This window comes from Sphingomonas sp. R-74633, assembly GCF_013416555.1.
In the GTDB taxonomy this organism is placed as follows: domain Bacteria; phylum Pseudomonadota; class Alphaproteobacteria; order Sphingomonadales; family Sphingomonadaceae; genus Sphingomonas.
In genome coordinates, this window is the sequence record NZ_JACCFG010000001.1 from 852,496 (window position 1) to 871,924 (window position 19,429).

21 protein-coding genes and 2 tRNA genes are annotated in these 19,429 nt (G+C 66.6%); 17 read left to right on the plus strand and 6 right to left on the minus strand.

Annotated elements, in window-relative coordinates; genetic code table 11:
• Positions 1-37: 37 nt before the first annotated feature.
• The 4 genes from HZY97_RS03980 (at position 38) to HZY97_RS03995 (ending at position 2,486) form a co-directional block, all read left to right on the plus strand.
• A complete protein-coding gene (locus tag HZY97_RS03980; RefSeq protein WP_373684285.1) occupies positions 38-1,276 on the plus strand; it encodes an AI-2E family transporter in 1,239 nt (412 codons plus the stop codon).
• Between the two features lie 46 nt (positions 1,277-1,322).
• A tRNA-Asp gene (locus HZY97_RS03985) sits at positions 1,323-1,399 on the plus strand.
• A gap of 89 nt (positions 1,400-1,488) precedes the next feature.
• A tRNA-Asp gene (locus HZY97_RS03990) sits at positions 1,489-1,565 on the plus strand.
• A 96-nt stretch (positions 1,566-1,661) separates the two neighbouring features.
• Positions 1,662-2,486, plus strand: a complete 825-nt coding sequence (locus HZY97_RS03995; RefSeq protein ID WP_180140777.1) for a hypothetical protein — start codon at positions 1,662-1,664, stop codon at positions 2,484-2,486.
• Here the strand turns inward: HZY97_RS03995 and HZY97_RS04000 are convergent.
• The 4 genes from HZY97_RS04000 to HZY97_RS04015 form a co-directional block, all read right to left on the minus strand.
• Entirely contained in the window at positions 2,483-2,710 is a 228-nt protein-coding gene (locus HZY97_RS04000) for a DUF2842 domain-containing protein (RefSeq protein ID WP_180140779.1), read from the minus strand. The genes HZY97_RS03995 and HZY97_RS04000 overlap by 4 nt on opposite strands.
• Positions 2,692-3,243 carry a 5-formyltetrahydrofolate cyclo-ligase gene (locus HZY97_RS04005; RefSeq protein ID WP_180140780.1) on the minus strand — a complete coding sequence of 184 codons (552 nt, stop codon included), beginning with the start codon at positions 3,241-3,243 and terminating at the stop codon, positions 2,692-2,694. Before HZY97_RS04005 ends, HZY97_RS04000 begins: the two co-directional genes overlap by 19 nt.
• A 248-nt stretch (positions 3,244-3,491) precedes the next feature.
• A complete protein-coding gene (locus HZY97_RS04010) occupies positions 3,492-3,794 on the minus strand; it encodes a cell division protein ZapA (RefSeq protein WP_180140782.1) in 303 nt (100 codons plus the stop codon).
• Positions 3,794-3,979 (minus strand): hypothetical protein, encoded by a 186-nt coding sequence (locus HZY97_RS04015; protein ID WP_180140784.1) that lies wholly within the window; start codon positions 3,977-3,979, stop codon positions 3,794-3,796. Before HZY97_RS04015 ends, HZY97_RS04010 begins: the two co-directional genes overlap by 1 nt.
• 164 nt (positions 3,980-4,143) lie before the next feature.
• Here HZY97_RS04015 and tkt point away from each other — a divergent pair, with 164 nt between their 5' ends.
• The 4 genes from tkt (at position 4,144) to HZY97_RS04035 (ending at position 10,322) form a co-directional block, all read left to right on the plus strand.
• On the plus strand, positions 4,144-6,120 hold the full coding sequence (gene tkt, locus HZY97_RS04020; protein ID WP_180140786.1) for a transketolase: 1,977 nt from the start codon (positions 4,144-4,146) through the stop codon (positions 6,118-6,120).
• Positions 6,117-7,124: a type I glyceraldehyde-3-phosphate dehydrogenase gene (gap, locus tag HZY97_RS04025; RefSeq protein ID WP_180140788.1), complete on the plus strand. Its 1,008-nt coding sequence runs from the start codon at positions 6,117-6,119 to the stop codon at positions 7,122-7,124. Before tkt ends, gap begins: the two co-directional genes overlap by 4 nt.
• A gap of 125 nt (positions 7,125-7,249) precedes the next feature.
• Entirely contained in the window at positions 7,250-8,443 is a 1,194-nt protein-coding gene (gene pgk / locus HZY97_RS04030) for a phosphoglycerate kinase (protein WP_180140790.1), read from the plus strand.
• Between the two features lie 106 nt (positions 8,444-8,549).
• Complete coding sequence (locus HZY97_RS04035) at positions 8,550-10,322, plus strand: methyl-accepting chemotaxis protein (RefSeq protein WP_180140792.1); 1,773 nt, start codon at positions 8,550-8,552, stop codon at positions 10,320-10,322.
• A gap of 4 nt (positions 10,323-10,326) precedes the next feature.
• Here the strand turns inward: HZY97_RS04035 and HZY97_RS04040 are convergent, their stop codons facing one another.
• A complete protein-coding gene (locus HZY97_RS04040) occupies positions 10,327-11,391 on the minus strand; it encodes a glycoside hydrolase family 43 protein (RefSeq protein ID WP_257214863.1) in 1,065 nt (354 codons plus the stop codon).
• 5 nt (positions 11,392-11,396) lie between these two features.
• The gene (locus HZY97_RS04045) at positions 11,397-12,587 is read right to left on the minus strand and encodes an MFS transporter (protein WP_180140793.1); all 1,191 of its coding nucleotides are present in this window, start codon (positions 12,585-12,587) and stop codon (positions 11,397-11,399) included.
• A 129-nt stretch (positions 12,588-12,716) separates the two neighbouring features.
• On the opposite strand from HZY97_RS04045, the gene HZY97_RS04050 reads away from it, so the two are divergent.
• The 9 genes from HZY97_RS04050 to efp all read left to right on the plus strand — a co-directional run bounded on the left by HZY97_RS04050 (position 12,717) and on the right by efp (position 19,420).
• Positions 12,717-13,631, plus strand: coding sequence for a class I fructose-bisphosphate aldolase (locus tag HZY97_RS04050; RefSeq protein WP_180140795.1), 915 nt, complete (start codon positions 12,717-12,719; stop codon positions 13,629-13,631).
• Positions 13,632-13,638: 7 nt separating this feature from the next.
• Positions 13,639-14,118 (plus strand): hypothetical protein, encoded by a 480-nt coding sequence (locus HZY97_RS04055; protein WP_180140797.1) that lies wholly within the window; start codon positions 13,639-13,641, stop codon positions 14,116-14,118.
• Positions 14,115-14,507, plus strand: a complete 393-nt coding sequence (locus tag HZY97_RS04060; RefSeq protein WP_180140798.1) for a putative quinol monooxygenase — start codon at positions 14,115-14,117, stop codon at positions 14,505-14,507. Before HZY97_RS04055 ends, HZY97_RS04060 begins: the two co-directional genes overlap by 4 nt.
• Positions 14,504-15,169, plus strand: coding sequence for an O-methyltransferase (locus tag HZY97_RS04065; RefSeq protein WP_218942860.1), 666 nt, complete (start codon positions 14,504-14,506; stop codon positions 15,167-15,169). Before HZY97_RS04060 ends, HZY97_RS04065 begins: the two co-directional genes overlap by 4 nt.
• A gap of 49 nt (positions 15,170-15,218) precedes the next feature.
• The gene (locus HZY97_RS04070; RefSeq protein ID WP_180140800.1) at positions 15,219-16,253 is read left to right on the plus strand and encodes a hypothetical protein; all 1,035 of its coding nucleotides are present in this window, start codon (positions 15,219-15,221) and stop codon (positions 16,251-16,253) included.
• Positions 16,254-16,292: 39 nt separating this feature from the next.
• Positions 16,293-16,979: a thiamine phosphate synthase gene (thiE, locus tag HZY97_RS04075; RefSeq protein ID WP_180140802.1), complete on the plus strand. Its 687-nt coding sequence runs from the start codon at positions 16,293-16,295 to the stop codon at positions 16,977-16,979.
• A gap of 122 nt (positions 16,980-17,101) precedes the next feature.
• On the plus strand, positions 17,102-18,049 hold the full coding sequence (locus HZY97_RS04080; protein ID WP_180140804.1) for a L,D-transpeptidase: 948 nt from the start codon (positions 17,102-17,104) through the stop codon (positions 18,047-18,049).
• Between the two features lie 38 nt (positions 18,050-18,087).
• Positions 18,088-18,699: a M23 family metallopeptidase gene (locus HZY97_RS04085; protein WP_257214864.1), complete on the plus strand. Its 612-nt coding sequence runs from the start codon at positions 18,088-18,090 to the stop codon at positions 18,697-18,699.
• A gap of 157 nt (positions 18,700-18,856) precedes the next feature.
• Positions 18,857-19,420, plus strand: a complete 564-nt coding sequence (gene efp / locus HZY97_RS04090) for an elongation factor P (RefSeq protein ID WP_180140806.1) — start codon at positions 18,857-18,859, stop codon at positions 19,418-19,420.
• Positions 19,421-19,429: the final 9 nt, after the last annotated feature.

Here is a 19,429-nt window from a genome sequence, read left to right on the forward strand (position 1 = left end):
CGCGCTAGGGTTACCGGGAGAGAAGGGAAGGGCATAAGTGAGCGATCGTTCCGGCAGCATCGGCAGCGAACCCGTGGACGAGGGCGTGCCTTCGGGCCCCGCCCGGACGCCGCTGATCGGGCCCTCGACCCAGGAAAGCATGGGCGACGGCCAGAAGCGCGACCGGCTGATGGCCGCGATGACGCTGATCGCCGGCATCGGACTGGTGCTGGCGCTGCCGTTCGCGCTGCAGGCTGGCGCGGTGTTCTTCCTGCCGCTGACCACTGCGCTGGTCATCGCCATTGCGCTCGTCCCGCTGCTCGAATGGCTGGAGCGCCACCGCATTCCCGCGCCGATCGCGGCGTTCATCTGCGTGCTGCTGTTCCTCGTCGCGGCGAATGTGGCGTTGGCGTCGATCGTGGTGCCGGCCTGGCAGTGGATCCGAGACCTTCCCGCCAAGATCCCGCAGATCCAGGAGAATCTGAAGCCGCTGATTGAGTTCTACGCGAACCTCGACAGCTTCGTGAACAAGACGGTGATGAACTTCGCCTCGGCGCCGATGAAGCAGCCCGAGGTGATGGCCGCGACCCCGCCGCGCTCGCTGATCGACCTGTTCGCGACCTCCGCTCCGTCGGCACTGGTCGAGATGTTCTTCGCGATCCTCGTCATCTATTTCTTCCTGTCAGGCTGGACCCGCCTCAGGCGCAACGCGATCACCAGCCGGGCGAGCTTCGGCGGCGCGATGGCGACCGCGCGGGTGATCCAGGACGTGGTCGACGATACCTCGGCCTATCTCGGCACGATCACACTGATCAACCTGACGCTGGGGCTGATCGTGTCCGGGGTGCTGTGGGCGATCGGCATGCCGACGCCGCTGATGTGGGGCGGCATCGTCACCTTGCTCAACTACATTCCCTATTTCGGGCCGGTCTTCGCCGCGCTGCTGCTCGCCATGGGCGGGCTGATGACCTTTTCGGACCTGGGCTGGGCATTCGTGCCGCCGATCGTGCTGATCGCCTGCCACCTGGTCGAGGCGAACGTCGTGACGCCGCTGATCGTCGGCCATCGCCTGACAATCAGCCCGATCATGATCCTGATCTCGCTGAGCTTCTGGGGATGGGTGTGGGGCACCACCGGGGCGCTGCTCGCGGTGCCGCTGTTGATCATCATCCAGACCGTGGTGAACGCCGCCGGCAAGCCCGACATTGCGGGTTTCCTGTTCGAACACGGCACCTTGGTGAGCGATCCTGTGGATAATCGGCCGCTCAGGCGAAAAAGTCGCGACCAATCCGGTTGACACCCCCGAAACCCGCGTCTAGTGCCCGCCTCCTCGCTTCGAGAGAGCGGGTGTAGCTCAGTTGGTTAGAGCGCCGGCCTGTCACGCCGGAGGTCGCGGGTTCGAGCCCCGTCACTCGCGCCATCCCCTATATATCGGTTCGGGAAGGCGCCCATGACGGCGCCGGGTCCGGGCGATATGATGCCGGTGATGGTCTATCCTGAAGCGCGTATGCGGGTGTAGCTCAGTTGGTTAGAGCGCCGGCCTGTCACGCCGGAGGTCGCGGGTTCGAGCCCCGTCACTCGCGCCACGCGCTTGCACTTGGCAGGCGCCGGGCCTAGCCTTCCTCCCAACAGCTTCAAATCAACAAGCGGTCGCGCGTTCCCCATGCTCCCTGGAGGAAGCCATGCGACGTCTTGCGCTGCCGATCCTGCTCACGCTGCTCGCCGTTTCGGGATGCAACCCGACGCCGATGTCCGTCTCGAACACGTCGGTGATCGAAACGGGCGGGACCGACAATATGGCGGTCGGCGGCAATGCGGCGGTGGATACCGCTCCCATCGCCTGCCCGGCAATCGGCGGCAAGCTGGCGGCGCCCGCGCAGTGCGACGAATATACCCGTCAGGCGAATGCGTTGACCGACGGCGTCGCCGCGTTCGATCCGCCCCGCAAGATGCGGATGGGTGCGCCGGAAACCATCACGCTGGTGATCGGGCAAGCCGCCGATGCGGGGGCGGTGACGAACGCGGTGGTCGGCGATTCGGGTGACACCAATATGGTTCGGACCGAGAAGATATCGATCGGCGAGAATGTCTCGGCCGAGCTGACCTCGCCGAACGCCATGTTCAAGATTGCACCGGAAGGTCGCGTGGTGAAGGCGATGCCGGCGCGGGGGCAACAGATTTGGCAATGGAGCGTCGAGGCGCTGGTCCCCGGCAAGCACAAGCTGACCCTGACAGTGGGGGTGCCGATTATGGGAAGCGGAGGCGAAGTCTGGCAGCCGGTACTTGAGCCGAGAACCTTCGAGATCGACGTGCAGGCTCGACAGCGGACCTGGCCGGAATATTTCGACGACATGGCCAAGTTCTTCACCAGCCTGAAGGGCGCGCTGCTGGCGCTTGCGGCGGTAGTCGGCGCGGTCGGCGCGATCTGGTTGGCGCTGAAGAAGCTGCGCGGCGGGCAGGAAGCCGGTAACGAGGAAAACAGCGGGAAGGACGGCGAGGGCGGCTAGGCGCTGCGCCAGCGCCCCGTTTCCATCCAGCGTAGAACGCCGCCCAGCGGCAGCACCCACACCACGCCGGTGACGATGTAGATCGGCAGCTGGGCGAGCACGTGTAGCTGGCCGATCCAGCTCGAGAAGCTGGCGACCAAGATCACCCAGAGGAAGATCCAGGCGATGATGCCCAGTGCGCCGGCGGGCTTGCGCCAGCTCGGCTTCACGCTCCCTGGTGCCATGTCATGCCTTTCTCGGTGATCACTGCGTGGAGCGGCACGTCCCAGATGTCCGACGGGATCGCGGAGACTTCCTGGACCGACCAGGCGACGCCGATGCGCGTGGCGTCGGGATAGCGGGCAAAGGCGCGGTCATAATGCGCGGCGCCCTGGCCGAGGCGGTTGAGGCGCGCGTCGAACCCGACCAGCGGGGTGAGGATCACGTCCGGGGTCACTTCGGGGCTGTCGGCATGCGGCTGGCGTAGGCCAAAGGGGCCGTCGACCAGCGGCTCGCCCATCTGCCAGGCGAGGAAGCGGATCGGCTCGGCGCGGCCGATGACGAAGGGGAGGGCGAGCCGGCAGCCATGCTCGGCCGCGGCGGCGGCAAGCTGGGTGGGATCGGCCTCGCTGCCGATCGCGACATAAGTGGCGACAATCAGATCGGGCGCGAGCTTCTCGAGGAAATGCGCCGGGGCGAGGATCGCCTCGCTCGCCTGCTGGGCGAAGGCATCACGCTCGGCGCGGAGCTGGGCCCGCAAGGCAAGCTTGTCGATCATGCGACGTCTTTAGGGGAGCGGTGGCGGGACCGCCATGGCCGTTTGCCAGAATATCCTCCGACGCCTGTTACGTCAGGTGGGGACCATATGCCGCAGACCAGGATCTGCACAGGGACAGCCCCCATGGAAGATGAATAGCCTCAGGGATAATTGCAAAGGCTCGTACCGGGCAGTGCCCGCCACGGATGGATATAGGCGCTGGGGCCGGGGTTAGCAACGGCTTCGGCCCAATTTCAGCGAGATAAGGGTCAGGCCTCGGAGGCATCCTCTTCGAGCGCCGCCGCGACCGCTTCCAGCCGATCCGCGATCCGTTCGAGCAGCACCGGCGACACGCCCTCGGGCGGGTTGCGCTCGGTCTCGTCGAGCAGGTCGGCAAGGATCAGCGCGAGGTAGATCAAGGTGCGCTCGGCATTGAGCCCGCCCGAGGCGCGCAGCGCGGTGTCGGCATGGCGCTGCAGGATCGATTCGAGATGGCGCAGATGCGTCTCGTCGCCTTCGCGCGCGGCGACGGTGTAGCTGCGTCCGGCAACGCTAATGTCGATGTCGGCCATCAGTCTTCCTCGCCGCGGGCTTCGCGGGCAATCAATGCGTCGAGCGACGACACGGCGTCCTCGATCCGCGAGCGCAATTTCGCGTGGCGCTGGGTGATGCGTTCGCAGGCATAGGCCCGCGCTGCTGCGGCTTTCTCGATGCGGACGAGGGCCAGTTCGATACGATCGGCGGGCGTACTTGCCATGGATCAAGCGTTACGCACCCCATCCCAAGCTAGCAACCCCCGAATGGCACGGGTTTCATCCCCGCATCGGTGAGGCGAACCGGAGCAGCGCCCACCCGAGTCCGCGGTTGACGTGACGGGCCAAGGTGCCCAAAGGCGTCCGCGCCAGCATCAGGGGACTCCAAGTGACCGCAAGCTTCACCGATTGCGCCAATGCCATCCGCGCATTGTCGATGGACGCAGTGGAGGCCGCCAATTCGGGGCATCCGGGCATGCCGATGGGCATGGCGGACGTCGCGACGGTGCTGTTCCAGAATTACCTGAAGTTCGATCCGGCCGATCCGAAATGGCCGGACCGCGATCGCTTCGTGCTCTCGGCCGGTCACGGCTCGATGCTGCTCTATTCGATGCTGTACCTCACCGGCTATGCGCGCCCGACGCTGAAGGACATCCAGGACTTCCGCCAGATCGGCAGCCCTTGCGCCGGGCACCCTGAGAATTTCGAGCTGGCGGGCGTCGAATGCACCACCGGCCCGCTCGGCCAGGGCTTTGCGATGGCGGTCGGCATGGCCGCCGCCGAGCGGCACCTCAACGCCGCCTATGGCGACGATCTGGTCGATCACCGCACCTGGGTGATCGCCGGCGACGGCTGCCTGATGGAAGGCATCAATCACGAGGCGGTCGGCCTGGCCGGGCACCTGAAGCTCGGCAAGCTGATCGTGCTGTGGGACGACAACAAGATCACGATCGACGGCGCAGTCTCGCTCTCGTCGAGCGAGGACATCCCCGCGCGCTACCGTGCGTCTGGCTGGCACGTCGTCGAGTGCGACGGCCATGACGCCGCCGATATCGCCCGCGCCTTTGACGAGGCGATTGCGAGCGAGCTGCCGTCGCTGGTCAAGTGCCGCACGGTGATCGGCTTCGGTGCGCCGAACAAGCAGGGCTCGTCCAAGGTCCACGGCTCGCCGCTGGGCGCCGACGAAGTCGCCGCAGCGCGCGTGCAGCTCGGCTGGAACCACCCCGCCTTCGATATCCCCGGCGACATTCGCGAGACCTGGCTCGAAGCCGGCAAGCGCCGCGCCGCGCCGCATGCCGAGTGGAACAAGCGCCTCGAAGCGCATGAAGACCGCGCGGAGTTCGAGCGCCGGATGCGCGGCGAGCTGCCGGCCTGGTTCTCGATGGCCGACCATATCCAGGGCCTGATCGACGCGCCGCAAAAGGTCGCGACCCGCAAGGCGAGCGAAATGGCGCTCGAGGCGATCAACGCGCAGATCCCCGACACGGTCGGCGGATCGGCCGACCTTACCGGTTCGAACAACACGCTGACCAAGGGCCTCGGCGCCTTCACCGCCGAGAATTACGGCAGCCGCTATTTCTATTACGGCATTCGCGAGTTCGGCATGTCGGCGGCGATGAACGGCATGGCGCTGCACGGCGGCGTGATCCCGTATGGCGGCACCTTCCTGGTCTTCGCCGACTATTGCCGCGCCGCGATCCGCCTCTCGGCGCTCCAGCAGGCGCGTGTCGTCTATGTAATGACGCACGACTCGATCGGGCTTGGCGAAGACGGCCCGACGCACCAGCCGGTCGAGCATCTGACCAGCTTGCGCCTGATCCCCAACCTCGACGTCTATCGCCCGTGCGACGTGGTCGAGACCGCCGAATGCTGGGAGCTCGCGCTGCAGCGCGCCGACGGCCCGGGCCTGCTCGCGCTCAGCCGCCAGAACCTGCCGCAGCTGCGCACCGAGGCCGGCGAGAACCGCTCGGCGCGCGGTGGCTATGCGATCCGCGAAGCGGAGGCGCCGCGCCAGGTGGTGCTGATCGCAAGCGGCTCCGAAGTCGAGATCGCGGTCGATGTGCGCGACGCGCTGGAAGCCCAGGGTATCGGCGCCGATGTCGTCTCGATGCCGTGCTGGGAGCGCTTCGATGCGCAGGATGCGCAGTATAAGCGCGATCTGCTGCCGGCGCACGCGCTCAAGGTCTCGATCGAGGCGGGCGCGACACTCGGTTGGGAGCGATACACTGGCTTGGATGGGCTAAACTTTGGTGTGGATGGATTTGGCGCCTCGGGTCCCTATCTGAAGCTTTACGAGCATTTCGGGCTCACTGCGGGAGCCATCGTTCCGCAGATCGTCGAAAAGTTGAACGGAGAACAGGCATGACGAAGGTTGCGATCAACGGGTTCGGGCGTATCGGTCGACTGGTCGCGCGTGCGATCCTCGAGCGTCCCGATAGCGGGCTCGAACTGGTCACGATCAACGATCTTGCGGACGCCAAGTCGAATGCCTGGCTGTTCTCGCGCGACAGCGTGCACGGCAAATATCCGGGCACCGTCTCGGCGGACGGCGACGATCTGGTCGTCGACGGCAAGCGCATCAAGGTGACCAAGGAGCGCGATCCCGCCAACCTGCCGCACACCGAGAACGGCGTCGAGCTGGTGCTCGAGTGCACCGGCTTCTTCACCGACCGCGCCTCGGCCCAGAAGCATATCGATGCCGGCGCCAAGAAGGTGCTGATCTCGGCACCGGGCAAGAATGTCGACCTGACCGTCGTGTTCGGCGTCAACAACGACAAGCTCGAGGCGGGCCACACGATCGTGTCGAACGCATCGTGCACCACCAACTGCCTGGCGCCGATCGCCAAGGTGCTGAACGACAAGATCGGCATCGAGCGCGGGCTGATGACCACGGTCCACGCCTATACCAACGACCAGAAGATCCTCGACCAGATCCACCCGGACCTGCGCCGCGCGCGTGCCGCCGCGATGAGCATCATCCCGACCACGACGGGCGCCGCCCGCGCCGTGGCCGAAGTGCTGCCCGAGCTGAAGGGCAAGCTGGACGGCTCGGCGATCCGCGTTCCGGTTCCGGACGGCAGCCTTGTCGACCTGACCTTCACGCCGAAGCGCGACACGACAGTCGAGGAAGTGAACGCAGTGCTCAAGGCGGCGTCGGAAGACGGTCCGCTCAAGGGCATCCTCTGGTATTCGGACGAGCCGCTGGTCTCGATCGATATCGTCCACACCTCGGCCTCGTCGACCGTCGACAGCCTGGAGACCGCGGTGATCGACGGCAAGCTGGTGCGCGTCGTTAGCTGGTACGACAATGAGTGGGGCTTCTCGAACCGCATGGTGGACACCGCCGGCGCGATGGCGAAGCTGGGCTGATTTGCATGTTCCCCTCCCGCTTGCGGGAGGGGCTAGGGGAGGGGCTGTCCCTCCCCAACATTTTACAGGCCCTCCCCCGACCCCTCCCGCAAGCGGAAGGGGAGCGAATACGGATAGGTGAGACTATGACCCGCCCCTTCAAGACGCTCGACGACATGGGCGAGATCGCCGGCAAGCGCGTGCTGGTCCGCGAGGACCTCAATGTGCCGATGGCCGATGGCCGGGTGACCGACGACACCCGGCTGCGCGCCGCGGTGCAGACTGTCGCCGAGCTGGCGGACAAGGGTGCCAAGGTCGTGGTCCTCGCGCATTTCGGGCGCCCCAAGGGCCAGCGTAACCCGGAGATGAGCCTGTCGCTCGTGACCCAGGCATTCAGCCATGTGCTGGGCCGCGAAGTGCGCTTCATCGACAGCGATGGCGCTGCGGAAGCAGTTGCGTCGATGGGCGAGGGCGACATCGCGCTGCTCGAGAACACGCGTTTCGATCCCGGCGAGGAGAAGAACGCGCCCGAGACCATCGAGCGCTTCGCGGCGCTGGGTGATCTCTATGTCAACGACGCCTTTTCGGCCGCGCACCGTGCCCATGCCTCGACCGAAGGCCTGGCGCACAAGCTGCCCGCCTTTGCCGGCCGCCAGATGGAAGCCGAGCTCGACGCACTCGACAAGGCGCTGGGCAATCCCGAGCATCCGGTCGCGGCGGTGGTCGGCGGTGCCAAGGTCTCGTCCAAGCTCGATGTGCTCAAGCATCTGGTCGACAAGGTCGATCACCTGATCATCGGTGGCGGCATGGCCAACACCTTCCTCGCCGCGCGCGGCGTCGATGTGGGCAAGTCGCTGTGCGAGCACGACCTGACCCGCACCGCCGAGGAGATCCTCGACGCAGCCGATCGCGCCAACTGCACCGTGCATCTGCCGTACGACGTCGTGGTGTCGAAGGAATTCGCGCCCAACCCGCCGAGCCTGCGCACGATCAACGTCCATGAAGTCGCCGCCGACGAGATGATCCTCGATATCGGCCCGGCAGCGACCGAAGCGCTGGCGGACGTGCTCAAGACCTGCCGCACGCTGGTGTGGAATGGTCCGCTCGGCGCGTTCGAGACCCCGCCCTTCGACACGGCGACGATCAGCCTGGCCAAGACCGCGGCGGCGCTGACCAAGGAAGGCCAGCTCGTCTCGGTCGCCGGTGGCGGCGATACCGTGGCGGCGCTCAACCAGGCCGGTGTGGCGGACGAGTTCAGCTTCGTCTCGACCGCGGGCGGCGCCTTCCTCGAATGGATGGAAGGCAAGGAACTGCCGGGGGTCGCCGCGCTCTCGCGCTGAGGCCGGACTACGTATTTTACGTAGGGGCACCGGCGCTTTGGCCGGGCTCCTATAATGCCCATGCGGGGACAGGCGCGTCCGGCGCCCGTGCTCGCGTGGAGCGTTCATGACCAAGTCCCTGCCGATTTCGCACAAGCTGGCCAGCGCCTTCGCGCTGGTGATCCTGATCGCCGCCGCGATCATGACCTTCGTCTATGTCACGTCCGCGGAAGTGGGCAGCCTGACCGAAGCGAACGGCAAGATCGACGAGGAACAGGCGCTCGCATCCGAGATCGAGAATTCGCTGCTCGCCGCCGTCGCCAATCTGCGCGGCTATACGATGAGCAACGATCCCGCCGACGCCGCCGCCTTCCAGCGCAGCATCGCGCAGTTCGACAAGGCGGCGACGGCGCTGGGTCCGTTGCTCAAGGATCCCAAGGACCAGGCGCTGCTCAATTCCACCGTGGTGGGCGTCGGCAAGTGGCGCACCGAGACGGTGGCACCTTTGCTTGCCCATATGTCGGCCTCCGAGGCCGCACGGGCGCGCGAGCTTCTGCAGGACGAGCACGCCTCGGCAGGGGTGCGCACGCTGGCGCAGGGCGCCGAGGCACTGCGCGAAGAGAAATACAAGGATGTCCAGGCGAGCCTGGCCGAGATCGACACCGCGAGCCGCGAGGAAGAGCGTTCGATCGTGCTCGGCGGGCTCGCGCTCGTCGTTGCCGCAGGCGCACTGTGGCTGCTGCTGCGCAAGCTGCTCGGTTCGCCCATCGTTTCGATGACGGGGATCATGAAGCGGCTCGCCGGGGGCGACAACCGCGTCGAGGTGCCCGATGCCGAGCGCAAGGACGAGATCGGCGACATGGCGCGCGCGCTGCTGATCTTCCGCGACGCCGCGATCGCCAAGGAAGCCGCCGACGCGGCCAAGGCCGTGGCGGACGCCGAGCAGCGCCGTGTGGTCGAAACGCTGACCGAAGGGCTCGGCAAGCTCTCCGAAGGCGACCTGACCGCGCATATCGGCGGCGACTTCCCGGCAAGCTACGCGGTGGTGAAGTCCAATTTCAACGACGCGCTGGGCAATCTGCGCGGACTGATCGGCGCGGTGCGCGACAGTGCCGAGGCGATCCGTTCGGGCGCGGGCGAGATCGCCGATGCCTCGGAGAACCTCGCCGAGCGCACCCAGAGCAATGCGGCGAGCCTCGAGGAGACCAACGCGGCGATCAACCAGGTCGACAACCGCCTGCGCGTGAGCAGCGAGGCTGCGACGCGGACCGTCGCGCGCGCCAGCGAGGCGATCGGCACGGTCAATGGCGGCCGCGAAGTCACCGATGAGGCCGTGCAGGCGATGGGCCGCGTCAGCGAGAGCGCCAAGGGTATCGACAGCGTGATCGAGGGGCTCGACAAGATCGCCTTCCAGACGCGCGTGCTGGCGATGAACGCCGCCGTCGAAGCCGGCCGCGCCGGCGAGGCGGGCAGGGGCTTCGCAGTGGTGGCGGACCTCGTCTCCGCGCTCGCCATGCGTGCCGAGGAAGAGGCCAAGCGCGCCCGTGACCAGCTGACCGTAACCCAGACCGACATCCACGCCGCAGTCGCCGCGGTGGAGCGCGTCGACGGCGCACTGGCCGGGATCTGCGACGGCGTCGGCGAAGTCCATGCGCTGGTTGACGGCATGGCGGCGGACAATGCCGTGCAGGCCAGCGCGATCGCCGAGATCAACGGCGCGATCGGCTCGATGGACCGCACCACGCAGCAGAACGCCGCGATGGTCGAGGAGACCTCCGCCGCGTCGCGCTCGCTGTCGAACGAAGTGACTCAGCTTGCAGCCCAGGCAGCTCGGTTCCGGGTGGATAGTGCGGCCCCGGCCCGCGGCACGGCGCCGCGCAGCCTGGCGATGATGCACTAAAGGTTTAGCGCCGGGGCAGCGGCCTCGGCGGAACGCCTTCGCGGGTGATCCGCACCGGCGCGATGCTGCCGTCCTCGCGGAAGACCATCGGTTCGAGCGCCAGCTGGCGGTGATTGCCGTCGGTGTCGCCTAGCGGGCGGCGATGGTAGCAGATGTACCAGTCGTCGGTGCCGGGGATGTTGATTACCGAATTATGACCGGCACCGCGCGCGATGTGCGCATCCTGCTGGAGCACCACGCCGCGGGGGGTAAATGGGCCGATCGGCGAGGGGCCGGTGGCATAGGCGACGCGGTAATCCGGGCCGGTCCATTCGCCTTCGGACCACATCAGGTAATAAATGCCCCTGCGTTTCAGCATGTATGGTCCCTCGACATAGTCGGGCGAGGGCGTGATCGACTTGAAAGTCGTGCCGTCGGCATGGGGCAGCAGGCGGGTCAGGCTGTCGTCGAGGCGGACGACATTGCAGTGCTGCCAGCCGCCATAATAGAGATAGATCGACCCGTCGTCGTCCTTGAACGCCATCTGGTCGATTGGCTGGGCGCCATTCACGATCTGCCCGATCAGCGGCTTGCCGATCGCATCGCGGAACGGGCCACCCGGATGGTCGCTCACCGCCACCCCGATGCCGCCCAACTGGTTGTCATTCTTGATGTCGTTGGCGCCGAAGAACAGGAAATAGCGGCCCTTGTGGTGGATCGCCGAGGGTGCCCACATTGCATAGGCGGCCCAGGTGACGTGCTCGACATCGAGAATGCGCGGATGGCGGGTCCAGTGGACCAGGTCGGGCGAAGAGAAGGCATCGAGCTGGGTCTGGTGCAGAAACGGCGCCCAGATCTTCGGGTTGCGGCGCTGCTCGATCTGCGCGGGCGTGAAGCGCTCCCCGGGCAGCGGGCCGGAGCCGTCGGCCGAGAGCGTCGGGTAGACCCAGTAGCGCCCGTCGAAGATGTGGATTTCGGGATCGGCATACCAGCCGGGAATGATCGGGTTCTCCGCCCGGGCGGCGAGCGGCAGGCCGCCAAAACCCAGCACTGCGGCGCTTCCCAGAAACCGGCGGCGATCCATGGTCATGCCCTTTACTTGCCGATCACACTCTTGCGGTCAAACAGCGCGAACACCGCCAGGCACAGCGCGCCGATCCCGGCACCGATCAGCGACGTGAGCGGCCAGCCGCCCGCCTCGTAGCTCGCCGTGCCGACCAGCGAGCCGAGCGCGCCGATGACGAACATGATCGTCATGTAGATCGCGTTGATCCGGCCGCGGGCATGCGGATCGAGGCCGAAGATGATCCGCTGGCCCGAGATCTGGTTGAGCTGCACGGCGGCGTCAATCAGCACCGCGGTTACCGCGAAGGCGATCACGCTGCCCAGCGCGACGACCCAGTCCGCCGCGAGGAAGGACAGGCCGAGCAGTGCAAGCGCACAAGCAGTCGTGAGCTTGACCTTCCCCTTGTCGGCGAGGTGCCCGGCGATCGGTGCGGCCAGCGCGCCGCCCGCGCCGGCCAGCGCGAACAGCGCGACGCCGCCATGGCCGAGATGGAAACGGTGGATCAGCACGAGCGGCGCGACGGTCCAGAACAGATTGAACGCGAGGAACAGCAGCGACTGGTAGAAGGCACGCAGGCGAAGCTGGCCATGGTCGCGGAGCAACTGGAGCAGCGAGGCGAGGATCGCGCCGTAATGCAGGCCGGCCTTGGGCTGGCGGTGCGGCAGCCATAGCCAGAGCGCCGCGCCGGTCGCAGCCAGGATTCCGGCTGAGACGAGGAATACTGCCCGCCACCCGGCGATCTCCGCGACGAAGCTGGCGAAGGGGCGCGACAGCATGATGCCGGTCAGCAATCCGCTCATCACCAGGCCGATCGTGCGGCCCTGGCGCTTCTCGGAAGAGAGATGCGAGGCCATCGGCACCAGGATCTGGGCGCCGACCGAGCACACGCCGGTGAGCAGCGAAGCGGCGAGGAAGATCTCGGGCCCGCGCGCGAAGGCGATGCCGAGACAGCCGAGGATCGCGCCGCCGGTGGCGAGCAGGATCAGCCGCTTGTTCTCGTAGAGATCGGACAGCGGCACGATCAGGGCCAGGCCAACGCCATAGCCGAGTTGGGTGAGCGTCACGATTGCGCCGGCAATCCAGGGCGACAGGCCGATGTCCGGCCCGATGCTGTCGATCAGTGTCTGCGCATAATAGAGATTGGCGACCATCAGCCCGCAGGCGACGGCCATCAACAGGGTAAGGCCGGGGCCGAGATCATGCGTGTCGGAACTGCTCATCGCGCTCCTCAAGCGCTGCGGTGCAGCAAAGGCAACCCCAAATGGGTGATACGGCAGCGTTGTCAGCCTTTCCGCCTGCGAAACAGGTCGATAGGGGCCATGCAGCACTACACGAATCAGGGGACAAAAATGTCGATCACCCCGGCCGTCAAAGCCATTCTCGCAAACTATGAGTCCGACAATCCCGGCGTGAAGGCCAACCTTGCGCGCATCCTGATGCAGGGCAGGCTGGGCGGCACGGGGAAGCTGATCATTCTGCCGGTGGACCAGGGATTCGAACATGGCCCGGCGCGCAGCTTTGCAGTGAACCCGGATGCCTATGATCCCCATTATCACTATCAGCTGGCGATCGACGCGGGCCTGAGCGCCTATGCCGCACCGATCGGCATGATCGAGGCCGGAGCCGACACCTTTGCCGGCCAGATTCCGACGATCCTCAAGTGCAACAGCTCGAACAGCTGGGCGACCAGCGCCAACCAGGCAGTGACCGCCGGCGTCGACGACGCACTACGCCTCGGCTGCGCGGCGATCGGCTTCACCATCTATCCGGGCTCGGACGACGTGTTCGAGATGATGGAGGAGATCAAGGAGCTCTCGGCCCAGGCCAAGTCGGTCGGCATCGCCACCGTGCTCTGGTCGTACCCGCGCGGCGGCAAGCTGCCCAAGTCGGGCGAGCTGGCGCTCGACGTCGGCGCTTACGCCGCGCACATGGCGGCGCTGCTTGGCGCGCACATCATCAAGGTGAAGCTGCCGAGCGACCATATCGAGCAGGAAGAGGCCAAGAAGGCCTATGAGGGCACCGACTGGTCGGCCCAGTCGACCCGCGTCGGCCATGTCGTGAAGAGCTGCTTCAACGGCCGCCGCATCGTCGTCTTCTCGGGCGGCGCGGCCAAGGGTGCCGACTCAGTCTACCAGGACGCCCGCGACATCCGTGACGGCGGCGGCAATGGCTCGATCATCGGCCGCAACACCTTCCAGCGCCCGCGCGACGAGGCACTGGCGATGCTCGACAAGCTGGTGCGCATCTACAAGAACGAGGAATAAGCCCTCGATGAACCCAAGCGAACACCCCTATCATCGCAGCCTCGCGCCGATGATGTGGGTGTTCGCCGGGATTGCCGGGCTGGAACTGGTGATCGTCCATTTCCTGCTGGCCTTGTGGGACTGGCGGGTGGCGCTGGCCGTGACCTTGGTCAGCCTGGCCGGCGTGACCTGGCTGGTGCGGGCGATCCGGTCCTTCCGCACCATGCCCGTGACCCTCGATAGCGAGCAGGTGGCTTTCCGGGCCGGGCATATCGCCGCGCTCGAAGTGCCGGTCGCCAGTGTCTCGGCGGTGCGCACCCAATGGGCGGGCCCGGAAGTCAAGCGACGCGACGTGCTTAACCTCGGGCTGATCGCCTATCCCAATGTACTGGTGGAGCTTTCGGAGCCGGTGCAGCGCCGGCGCCGCGCGATCCGCGCCGTAGCGCACCGCTTCGACGATCCGGCAGCCTTCATTGCGGCGCTCGAAGCGGCTAGAAGGCCTGCATGACCCTGTCCCGCAGACCCGTGCTGGCCGGCCTCGCGCTCGCGATGCTGGGCGGGCCTGCCTTTGCCGGAGTGTTCCGCATGGAAGAAGTCGAGCTCTACGGCATGATCGGCAAGATGAAGGCACAGCCCGGCAAGCGCGCCGAACTGGTCGCGCTGCTGACCGCCGGCACCGCCGACATGCCGGGCTGCCTGGCCTATATCGTCTGTGAGGACCTGAAGGAGCCGGACGTCCTCTGGATCACCGAGATCTGGAAGACGAAGCAATATCACGACGACTCGCTCAAGCTGCCCGCGGTGCGCGACGCGATCGCCAAGGGGCGACCGCTGATCGCCGGGTTCGAGATGGGCGCCGAGGTGAAGCCGGTGGGCGGCATCGGGATTAAGGGATGATGCAGGATTGGGCGGCTGTGGACGGCTATATCGTCGATCATCTGCTGGACGAGGATTCCGCGCTCGATGCCGCGCTTGAGGCAAATGCCGCGAACGGTCTCCCCGCGATCGACGTGTCGGCGGCCCAGGGCAAGATGCTGCAGCTGTTTGCGCGGATGGCGGGGGCGCGGCGGATCCTCGAAGTGGGAACGCTGGGCGGCTATTCGACGATCTGGCTTGCAGGAGCGCTGCCGGAAGACGGGAAGCTGGTGACGCTCGAGCTGGAGCCGCATCATGCCGAGGTCGCGCGCGCAAATCTGGCGCAGGCAGGGCTGGCGGATCGTTGCGAGGTGCGCACCGGGCCCGCGGTGGATAACCTGGCGGCGATGATCGGGGCGGGCGAGGCGCCGTTCGACCTGGTGTTCGTCGATGCCGACAAGCCGAGCAATGTCGCCTATCTGCAGGCCGCCATGCGGCTCACCCGGCCGGGCAGCGTGCTCGTGTTCGACAATGTCGTGCGTAGCGGCGCAGTGACCGACGCCGCCAGCGCCGATCCCAGCGTGCGTGGCACCCGCGCGCTGTTCGACGCGATCGCCGCCGACCCGCGTATCGACGCCACTGCGATCCAGACCGTCGGCGACAAGGGTTGGGACGGGTTCCTGCTGGCCATCGTCGGCGCTTGAATTTCCCCGACGCTCGCGCGCAGGATGCGTGCAAAGAGGGGGGATCATCATGAAACGCTATTTGCTGGCGGCATTGCTGCCGTGCGCGCTCGCGCTGCCCGTACATGCCCAGACCACGCCCAAGGAACGCCCGGCCACCGAGAAGCTCGCCCCGGAAGATTCCGAGATGAAGGCGGTGCAGACCGAAATGGCCGCCTATGGCGCCTGGCTCGTTCGGCTCGACGCGGCGAACCAGGAGGCGACGAATGAGCTCCAGAATATCCAGTCCGAATGGCGCGCGGCGGCCAAGGCTCCAGCGGCGCAAGCCGTAGCGCGGTTCCGTCCGGTCGTCGCGCGGGCAAAGGTCAAGGTGGCGGAGGCGCGCCTGCGCGTACGGGCACTCGATACGCCGGCCTTCCCGGCGCTGGATCTCGACGCTGACTCATCAACCCCCGCGCTCGTCGCGCAGGTGCTCAAGCTCTACGACCGGATCGACATGCTGCTCGACAGCTTCGGCCCGATGCTGACCGCAATGGCGCGCAACGATGCACAGGCGACGATCTCCGCGGCGTCGCAGATGCTCGACGCCGCGCAGTTGCTGCTCGATACCCAGGCGATCCTGATCAACGCGGGGCTGGCCACCGCCGACCGCGAGATGGGCTCCTATCAGGTCGGCCTGCTGCAGGTGCGCATCTTCCAGGCGGCGAGCCGCTCGATGGGCGCCGCCAAGCTGGCGATGGTGGGCAAGCAGGATCCGGGGCTGGCGAGGGACCTCGAGCGCTTCGCCACCGAGATCGATGCCGCGTCCCGGGAAGGCAAAGCGGTGATGACCGCAAAGTTGGCCCAATGGGATGTGCTGACCAAGACCGGCGACAGCGACGCGGTTCAGGTGTTGCGCCGGACCAGCGCGGTGCTGCGCGTCGATCTGAAGCTGTTCGATGCGACGCCGGCCTATACCGCAGTGTTGCGCGCAACCGCTGCCCATGCGCGCGCGGGCCGCCTGGCAATCGGCGACATCAGCGCTGTATCGCGGGCGTTCGGCGAGATCCGCAACCTGATCAACGAGATCAGCACGCAGGAGAATGCGGCGATGGCGGGGAGCTAAGCGCTTGACCGCGAGGCTGTGCGGGGAGATGGCGGCGGGATGACCGAGTTTGATGAAGACGGCCTGCCGCCGCTCGACCCCAATTTCGCCGACCAGTTCGTGCGCGATGTCCGCCGTCCGGCGTGCCAGCTCTATCTGATCTCGCCGCTCGACGTGAGTGGGGCGTTCCCGGAGCGGCTGAAGCGCGCGCTTGGCGCCGGGCCCGTGGCGGCGTTCCAGCTGCGGGTGAAGGGCGTCGATCAGCATGAAGCGGCGCGTCTTGGCGAACCGCTGCGCCGGATCTGCGCCGATGCGGACGTCGCGTTCATCGTCAACGACGATGTCAGCCTGGCAAAGCGACTGGATGCCGACGGTGTGCATCTGGGGCAGGATGACGGCGATCCGCGCGAGGCGCGCTCGGTGCTCGGCCCCCAGGTACAGATCGGCGTGACCTGCCACGACAGCCGCCATCTCGCGATGGAAGCGGGTGAGGCGGGCGCGGACTATGTCGCGTTCGGCGCCTTCTACCCGACGACGACCAAGGAGACCCGGCACCATCCCGATCCGTCGATCCTGAGCTGGTGGTCGACGATGTTCGAGCTGCCTTCGGTCGCGATCGGCGGGATCACGCCGGCCAACGCGGCGCCGCTGGTCAAGGCGGGGGCGGATTTCCTCGCGGTGTCCAACGCCGTGTGGGGCGGGGATGAAGAAGCGGCGGTCAAGGCGTTCGCGCAAATCCTGATCTGACGAAACCCGTACCGGTTCCAGCCGTTGTCCTTGCGGAACATCATCGGCAGGAGCTTGATTTGGTGCGGAAATTCCTCGGTTTTGCGACTTGTCTCGCTTGTGCCTCGTTCGGTCCCGCTGCGGTGGGGCAGGCGGGAACTTCCGCGCGACCCCCGATCGACTATTCCATCCTTCATGCCCAGGTGATCCTCGATCACCTCGGCTTTTCGCCGGGTATTCTCGACGGGCGCGAAGGCCAGTCGCTCACCGCAGCGCTCAAGGGCTTCCAGACTTCGCAGGGGCTCAAGGCCAGCGGCGAACTCGATCGGGCAACGCTGCGCGCGCTTGCGCCCTATGCGTCGCTGCGCCCGACCAAGCGGCTGACGCTCGATGCGGACACGCTCAAGGGGCCGTACGTCAATCCGATCCCCAAGGACCCCGAGCAGCAGGCCAAGCTGGCCTCGCTTGCCTATACCCGCCCGCTCGAGAAGCTGGCCGAGATGTTCCACACCACGCCCGAGGTGCTGGTGGAGCTCAACCCCGGTGGCCGGGCGATCAAGCCGGGGGCGGAGTTCGTCTTCCCCAACGCGCTGCCCGCCTCGCGCGACTATCCGACTGACATCAAGCCCGAGTGGCGCCAGACGCTCAACGACCTGAATGTCGAGGCAAAGGTGCCCGAGGCGGACCATGTCGTCGTCGACAAGAGCGACAAGGTGCTGCGCGTGTTCGACAAGCAGGATCGCCTCGTCGCCCAGTTCAGCGCGACGATGGGCAGCGAGCATGACCCGCTGCCGCTCGGGACCTGGAAGATCAACGGCGCGGACACCAACCCCAAGTTCCACTACAACCCCAAGCTGTTCTGGGATGCGAAGAAGGACTCCGATCCGGCGATGCTGCCGCCGGGGCCCAATGGACCGGTGGGGGTGGTGTGGCTGGATCTTTCCAAGGAGCATTACGGCATCCACGGCACGCCCGAGCCGCAGACGATCGGCCGCACCGAAAGCCATGGCTGTATCCGCCTGACCAATTGGGACGCGGCGCGGCTCGCGCTGATGGTCAAGCCGGGTACCGAAGCCGTGTTCCAGGAGTAGGCGCGATGGTCCTTTGGGCGAAACGAGTTGGGTGGGGGATGGCGGCGTTGCTCGCGCTTCTGGTCGCGGGTTTCGCCTCGATGGTGCGCGTCACGATCCAGCCTTCGGTGCCGCCGCCGACGGTGGCCAGTGTGCCGGCAGCGAGTGCGCCCGAGGCCAGCTCGGCGCTGGTTGGCAGTCCTGCGACCGGTCCGGTGACTGCGCAGGCGGGGGATCCGCTGCCGCTGATCATTCCGGTCGAGGGCGTGGTCGCGCGCCAGCTCAGCGATACCTGGGGCGAGAGCCGTGGCGGCGGCCAGCGCGAGCATCACGCGATCGACATCATGGCCGCGCGGGGCACGCCGGTGCTCGCCGCGGCGTCGGGCACGGTCGAGAAAGTCTTCGAGAGCGTGAATGGCGGGCACACCATCTATGTCCGCACCCGCGACGGCACGACGGTCCATTATTACGCGCACCTCGACAGCTATCTCGTCGCCGAGAAGCAGGCGGTGCGCCAGGGGGAGCGGATCGCCACCGTCGGCAATACCGGCAGCGCCGCGGGCGGGGCGCCGCACCTCCATTTCGAGATCAAGCTGATGCAGCCCGGCGAAGGCTGGTGGCAGGGCCAGAACATAAACCCCTATCCGCTGCTGCGGGATTTGCAGCGTTGATCCGTCTGTCGGTGGGAGCCGGGATCTCGCGCCGCAAATGGACAGCGTGTGGCACGAGACCCCGGCTTTCGACCGCGATTCCGGATGACTTGCTCAACGCGGCCCGCCCGGCTAAAGGCGCCGGCTCGGCTCTTTCTCAAGTTCTAAGGTCTCGATCATGAAGATCAGCGGCGTGGACATCCGTCCCGGCAACATCATCGAATATGAAGGCGGCATCTGGCGCGCGGTGAAGATCCAGCACACGCAGCCCGGCAAGGGTGGTGCGTACATGCAGGTCGAGCTCAAGAACCTGCGCGACGGCCGCAAGAACAATGTCCGCTTCCGCTCGGCTGAGACCGTGGAGCGCGTGCGCCTCGACACCAAGGATTTCCAGTTCCTGTTCGCCGAGGGTGACACGCTCACCTTCATGGACAAGGAAACCTATGACCAGACCACGCTGCCGCGCGACCTGCTCGGCGACGCCGCTGCCTTCCTGCAGGACGGCATGGACGTGGTGATGGAGCTTTACGACGAAGACCCGATCAGCGTGCAACTGCCCGACACGATCGAAGCGACGATCGTCGAGGCCGATGCCGTGGTGAAGGGCCAGACGGCCTCGTCGTCGTACAAGCCCGCCGTGCTCGACAATGGCGTGCGCATCCTCGTGCCGCCGCACATCGCTTCGGGCACGCGCATCGTCGTCGACGTGTACGAGCAGACCTACGTCCGCCGCGCGGACTGAAACTGAACG